General features: G+C 68.5%; 5 protein-coding genes. 1 reads left to right on the plus strand and 4 read right to left on the minus strand.

Translation table 11 applies throughout. The annotated features are described in order from the left end of the window. Nucleotides 1-125: 125 nt before the first annotated feature. Both AC27IQ_RS19315 and tgt read right to left on the minus strand, forming a co-directional pair. A complete protein-coding gene (locus AC27IQ_RS19315) occupies nucleotides 126-815 on the minus strand; it encodes a glutathione S-transferase family protein (RefSeq protein WP_487090450.1) in 690 nt (229 codons plus the stop codon). 91 nt (nucleotides 816-906) lie between these two features. Further along, nucleotides 907-2,079 (minus strand): tRNA guanosine(34) transglycosylase Tgt, encoded by a 1,173-nt coding sequence (tgt, locus tag AC27IQ_RS19320; RefSeq protein ID WP_272566838.1) that lies wholly within the window; start codon nucleotides 2,077-2,079, stop codon nucleotides 907-909. Nucleotides 2,080-2,210: 131 nt separating this feature from the next. On the opposite strand from tgt, the gene AC27IQ_RS19325 reads away from it, so the two are divergent. Further along, a complete protein-coding gene (locus AC27IQ_RS19325; protein ID WP_272566839.1) occupies nucleotides 2,211-2,696 on the plus strand; it encodes a universal stress protein in 486 nt (161 codons plus the stop codon). Between the two features lie 16 nt (nucleotides 2,697-2,712). Here the strand turns inward: AC27IQ_RS19325 and AC27IQ_RS19330 are convergent, their stop codons facing one another. Next, on the minus strand, nucleotides 2,713-3,099 hold the full coding sequence (locus tag AC27IQ_RS19330) for a hypothetical protein (protein WP_272566840.1): 387 nt from the start codon (nucleotides 3,097-3,099) through the stop codon (nucleotides 2,713-2,715). Nucleotides 3,100-3,339: 240 nt separating this feature from the next. Continuing rightward, the coding region (locus AC27IQ_RS19335; RefSeq protein ID WP_487090451.1) for a phospholipase A at nucleotides 3,340-4,401 on the minus strand (1,062 nt) is incomplete at its 5' end.

Here is a 4,401-nt window from a genome sequence, read left to right on the forward strand (position 1 = left end):
GACTCGGACGCCAGTACGGCGGCGGTGCCGCACGCCGCCGGGCCATTGGCCGGTGGCCCGGCCCCGGCGGGACCGCTCTAGAGGATCGGCTTGAAAGGGCGCTGGTACGCGGGTGGCGTGGCGCCTCAGCCGCCCATCACCACCGGGCCGCCCTTGGCCAGCGCCCGCTGGTAGGCCGGGCGGGCCCGCATGCGGGCCTGGTAGGCCTTCAGGTGCGTGTGCCGGTCGGCGTACTGCACGCGGCTCATGGCCGCCTCGACCGGAAAGCTCATCTGGAAATCGGCCATGGTGAGGTCGGCTCCGGCAAACCAGGCGTTGCGCGACAGGTGGTCGTCGATGAAGGCCAGGGCCGTGGCCAGGTTGGGGTCCACCAGCTTTTGCTCCGCCTTGCCGCACACGGCCCGCGCGATGGGCCGCACGAAGAACGGCATGGGCTGCCTGGGCAGCGTCTGAAAGACCAGCTTCATCACCAGCCAGTTCATCAGCGAGCCTTCGGCGTAGTGCATCCAGAAGCGGCACTGGCGGCGTTCGGGCGTGCCGCGCGCGGGCTCCAGGTGCGCGAGCTCGCCCTGCGCCTGCGCGCCGTAGCGGTCCACCAGGGTTTCGATGATGGCGCCCGATTCGGCGATCACCTCGTCGCCTTCGGTGATGACCGGCGACTTGCCGAGCGGATGGATCTTGCGCAGCTCCGGCGGCGCCAGGCGGGTGCGCGGGTCACGCTGGTAGGTCCGGAGTTCGTAGGGCACGCCCAGTTCTTCCAGGAGCCACAGGACGCGCTGCGAGCGCGAGGTTTCGAGGTGGTGGACGGTCAGCATGGCGCCATCGTAGCGGGCGCGCGCCTGACCGGATACCACCGCCGTCCCGCAGCGGACATCGCCCGGGGCCTGGGGCGCCAGGGCCGCGAGGCTACACGCCCCGCGCGCGATCGACCGCGAACTGGCGGCGGAATTCGCCGAAGCGGCCCGCATCCAGCGATTCGCGCACCTCGCGCATCAGGTTCAGGTAGTAGTGCAGGTTGTGGATGGTGGTGAGCATCGGGCCGAGCATTTCGCCGCAGCGGTCCAGGTGGTGCAGGTACGCGCGGCTGAAGCCGCCGCGGCCGCCCTGGTCCCAGGCCACGCCCTCGGCGCCCGCACAGGCATGGCAGGTGCAGGTGGTGTCGAGCGGTTGGTGGTCGGCCTTGTGGCGCGCATTGCGCAGCTTCAGGTCGCCATACCGCGTGAAGATCGTGCCGTTGCGCGCATTGCGCGTGGGCATCACGCAGTCGAACATGTCCACGCCTTGGGCCACGCCTTCCACCAGGTCTTCGGGCGTGCCCACGCCCATGAGGTAGCGCGGCTTGTGCGCCGGCAGGCGGTGCGGCGTGTGCGCCATGATGCGCAGCATCTCGTCCTTGGGTTCGCCCACCGAAACGCCGCCCACCGCGTAGCCGGGGAAATCCATCTCCACCAGCCGGTCGAGCGATTCGGCCCGCAGGTTCTCGAACATGCCGCCCTGCACGATGCCGAACAGCGCGTTGGGGTTGTTCAGGCGGTGGAATTCGTCTTGGCTCCGCTGCGCCCAGCGCAGGCTCATTTCCATCGAGGTGCGCGCCTCGCGCTCGGTGGTCAGGTGGCCCTTGGTTTCGTACGGGGTGCACTCGTCCAGCTGCATCACGATGTCGGAATTGAGCGTGGTCTGGATCTGCATGCTCACCTCGGGCGACATGAAGAGCTTGTCGCCGTTCACGGGCGAGGCGAAGTGCACGCCTTCCTCGGTGATCTTGCGCATGGCGCCCAGGCTCCACACCTGGAAGCCGCCGGAGTCGGTGAGGATGGGCTTGTCCCACTTCTCGAACGCGTGCAGGCCGCCGAAGCCCTGCATCACGTCCAGCCCCGGGCGCATCCACAGGTGGAACGTGTTGCCCAGGATGATCTGCGCGCCCATGTCGTGCAGGCTCTGCGGCATCACGCCCTTGACGGTGCCGTAGGTGCCCACGGGCATGAAGATGGGGGTCTGCACCACGCCGTGGTTCAGGGTGAGGGTGCCGCGTCGCGCGTGGCTTTCGGGGTCGGTGGTCAGGAGGTCGAACTGCAGCATGGCGCGCATTGTCCCAGACGCCCACAGGGTCGGGGGCGCGGCGGGGCGCCGGTACACTGGACCGCACTGCCTGCCGGGCGAGCGGAGCGCATCGCCGGCAGGCCCCTCAGACTCCCGGAAAGGACACGGACATGCTCAAGATCCTCATCGCCGTCGATGGCTCGGACCTCTCCCTGGATGCGGTGCACCACACCCTGGCCCTGCTGCGCCAGGGGCTGCGCGCCAGCGTCGTGCTGGCCCATGTGCAGGAGCCCGCCACGCTCTACGAAATGGTGGTGTCGCGCGACCCGGACCTCATCGCGGCGGCCAGCCTGGAAGCCGGCCTGCACTTGATGGCCCCGGCCCGTGCGATCTTCGAGGCCGCGGGCGTGGAGCACGAAACCGATGTGGGCGTGGGCGACGTGGCGAACACGCTGGTGGACATCGCCGAGCGCCACGGCTGCGGCATGCTGGTGATCGGCGCCCGCGGGCAGGGCGCGATCAGCAGCGCGTTGCTGGGGTCGGTGTCGCAGGCGCTGGTGCATGCGAGCCATGTGCCTGTGACCATCGTCAAGCACGCGGACGTGCTGGAAACCGTGGATGTGAATGCCGAGGGCGGGCAGGAAACCCTGGCCTGACCCGTTTCAAAAATCCTCAGGCGGCCTTGCGGAAAGGCTCGCTCGGGCGCTGCAGCTTGCCGTGCGGCAGGCTCGCCAGGCGCTTGAACATGCGCCGGCAGTAGCCGTTGATCCACAGGCACTTGTTGAGCTCGTCCACCGGCAGCGGGCCGGAGACGACGACGATGTCGTTGGCCACATCCAGCGCACCGGCCGCGCGCAGGCGCCGGCGCGTGTTGCTGGCCCAGGACTGGATGCGCGACGGCGTGCCGTGCTGGTGGACTTCGCCCGTGTGCGCATCGAAGGCAATGGCGACGGTATCGGTCTTCAGCTTGAAACGGCGCTCGCCCGTGACGGCACTGGGCGCCTCGCGCATGTCGTACAGGTAGTAACTTCCAGCCTTGAGCTGATATTGCATGTCCATGGTTTCGTCCTCCGAGGGGCATTGTCCCGGGGGCTTGGACCAGCAATGGTGGAGAAAGCGGCATGAAAACGCCTCTTTTTCCAGGGAGTGGTGCGCGGGGCCTGCCGGACTGCGATGTGCGTGCCATTGTGTCGGCGCGTGTGCGCCGATTCAAGGCAGCAGCCCTGTCAAAAGGGTAACGGGATGTGATGCGGCCGGCCCCTTGCCACGCGGGCGAGTGCCGGCCGTGCGTTCAGGCGCTCAGAAATCGACCAGGCTCAGGCCGACGCTGAACACCGTGCGCTTGCGGTTGTAGTCGATCATGCTGTCGCCATAGCCGCTGAACAGGGCGGTGTGCAGGCGCAGGTTGCTCTTGCTGCCGCCCAGGCCCTTGCCCAGGTTCTGCAGCCATTCGATGCGCGCCGAGCCGCGCGGCGTGGAAGCCAGCGAGTGGCGGACGGTCACGCCCACGGTGTTGTCGCGGTCGTAGTTCCAGTTCACCTGCAGCTCGCCCCGGCCGATGTAGTCGCTGATGCCCGGGTTGTCGTCGCTGTCGGCGCTTTCGCTCAGGCGCTTCCACAGGCGCGCGTTCACGCTCCAGCGGTTGTCCAGCTCCATGCCGGTCATCAGGTACACGCGGTTCCAGCTGCGCGACAGCGGCAGGCTCTGGCCATTGGACTGGTGCACCAGCCCGATGCCGCTGTAGCGCCAGCGCCAGCCGAAGGGCAGCTTGGCGTCGGTGGGGTACACGTACATCACTTCCGGCTCGTGGTCGGTGGCGCGGAAGGGGCGCGAGATGTCGGGGCTGAACAGCTGCCAGTACGACTGCTGCGTGTAGCCCACCCACACCGAGTCCTTCAGCGTGGGATGGCCCTGCGTGAGCAGGCCCTGGGCGATCTTGGTGCGCACCGACAGCTGGATGCGGTTCTCGGTGGTCCGGTAGTCCACGGCCGAGGTGGCGTTGTGGTCCGGCACGGGCGAGGTGGGCTGGCGGTTGACGTTGCTGCCCTTGACCACCGAGATGCTGATCGGCCGGTAGCCCCGGAAGCGGAAGGTGCCGCAATCGCTGCCCGACTCCAATTCCCAAAAGCGCGACAGCGTGCTGTACTGCTCGTCGCGGCAGCCTTCCACCTGGGCCACGTCGATGAGGCGGGTGGCCGGCAGCGTGGTGTCCACGGGGGTGGGCGGTGCGGTGCTGGCCGTGGTGTTGCCGGTCGCCGCGCTGGCCGATGCCGCAGGCGCTTTCCAGGCCTGCTGGCCCGCCCACTGGTCGAAGCAGGCCAGGCGCGCGGTGCTGTCACCGGCCATGGCGGTACAACGGCG

The organism is Acidovorax sp. KPB24-07, from assembly GCF_057543315.1.